At 45.1% G+C, this 1,192-nt stretch carries 1 protein-coding gene; it reads right to left on the reverse strand.

The features are described 5' to 3' along the window. Window positions 1–23 precede the first annotated feature (23 nt). Window positions 24–878: an MIP/aquaporin family protein gene (locus R7E00_RS24285; protein WP_005456607.1), complete on the reverse strand. Its 855-nt coding sequence runs from the start codon at window positions 876–878 to the stop codon at window positions 24–26. Between the last annotated feature and the right edge of the window lie 314 nt (window positions 879–1,192).

Consider the following 1,192-nt stretch of genomic DNA (forward strand, 5'->3'; position numbering starts at 1 on the left):
ATATTTTAGTAATTGGAAAGCGGTTAAGCTCGAGCTTCTTCTGTTTCTTCTTCAGTATCACATTGGTTTGGAATGGTACAACCGTGACCTTGGCGAGGGAGGTACGCCGCGATCGCTTTTGGATATAACCAACCACCAAAGCAAGCACCCGCAATAGGAGCAAGAAGGGGAACGATAAAGTAAGGGATGTCTTTAGCGCCGGTCAGTGCGTAATCCCAACCTGCAAAGTACGCGAACAGTTTAGGGCCAAAGTCACGAGCTGGGTTCATCGCAAAGCCAGTCAGTGGACCAAGAGAACCACCAATAACCGCGATCAGAATACCAATCAATAATGGGTTCATCGCGCCACGAGCGGCACCGTTGTTTTCATCACCCAGAGCCAAAATGGCAAACATTAATACAGCTGTAATGACGAATTCCACAGCAAATGCGCCAAAGAAAGAAAGAGAAGCGTGTGGGTAAGTTGAGAAAATACCAGCCGTTGCAAGGGCGTCTTGGCTGCTACGTACAAAGTTGTGTGCGATTTCGTAATCGGTGAAAAGGTTGCTGTACAAGCTGTAAACCAAAGCGGCAGAGAAAAATGCACCTAACATCTGAGCGATGATGTACGGAACCACTTTCGCTTTATCGAAACCATGAAACATCGCTAATGCAATGGTCACGGCTGGGTTGATGTGTGCGCCTGAAACGCCGGCAGTACAGTAGATCGCGATGGAGACACCTAAGCCCCATACAATACTGATTTCCCATTGTCCAAAAGATGCGCCTGTTAACACTAAGGCTGCGACGCAGCCAACGCCGAAGAAGATGAGTAGTCCTGTACCGATGAACTCGGCCAAACATTCTCCGAGCAGAGAGGGGTGTTTGTTGGTTGTCATGTTAAGAGTCCTATAGTTATTTTTGCTTATCTAGCACGATACTATTGTGCACATATAAACGTTTGCGAAAACAAACGAGCGTTAAAAATGAGCGTTTGAGCATGAATTTGTTAACCAAACTCTTCGTTTTTGTTAAATGGCGCATCTTTTGACCAGAAAGGAAACTGATAGAAAGCTCTTTATAGGGATGAGTGAGTCATTTTCATCGCTCAAATTACCGATGTGAAAAAGAATGCACAACTGGTAAGAGGAGTTTTGTGAAGCTGGTTCGTCAATGGTGGATTATCGTTCAATAGTTTGTGTAAAAAGTAATC

The sequence above is a fragment of the Vibrio sp. Vb1755 genome, from assembly GCF_033338635.1.
GTDB lineage: Bacteria > Pseudomonadota > Gammaproteobacteria > Enterobacterales > Vibrionaceae > Vibrio > Vibrio alginolyticus.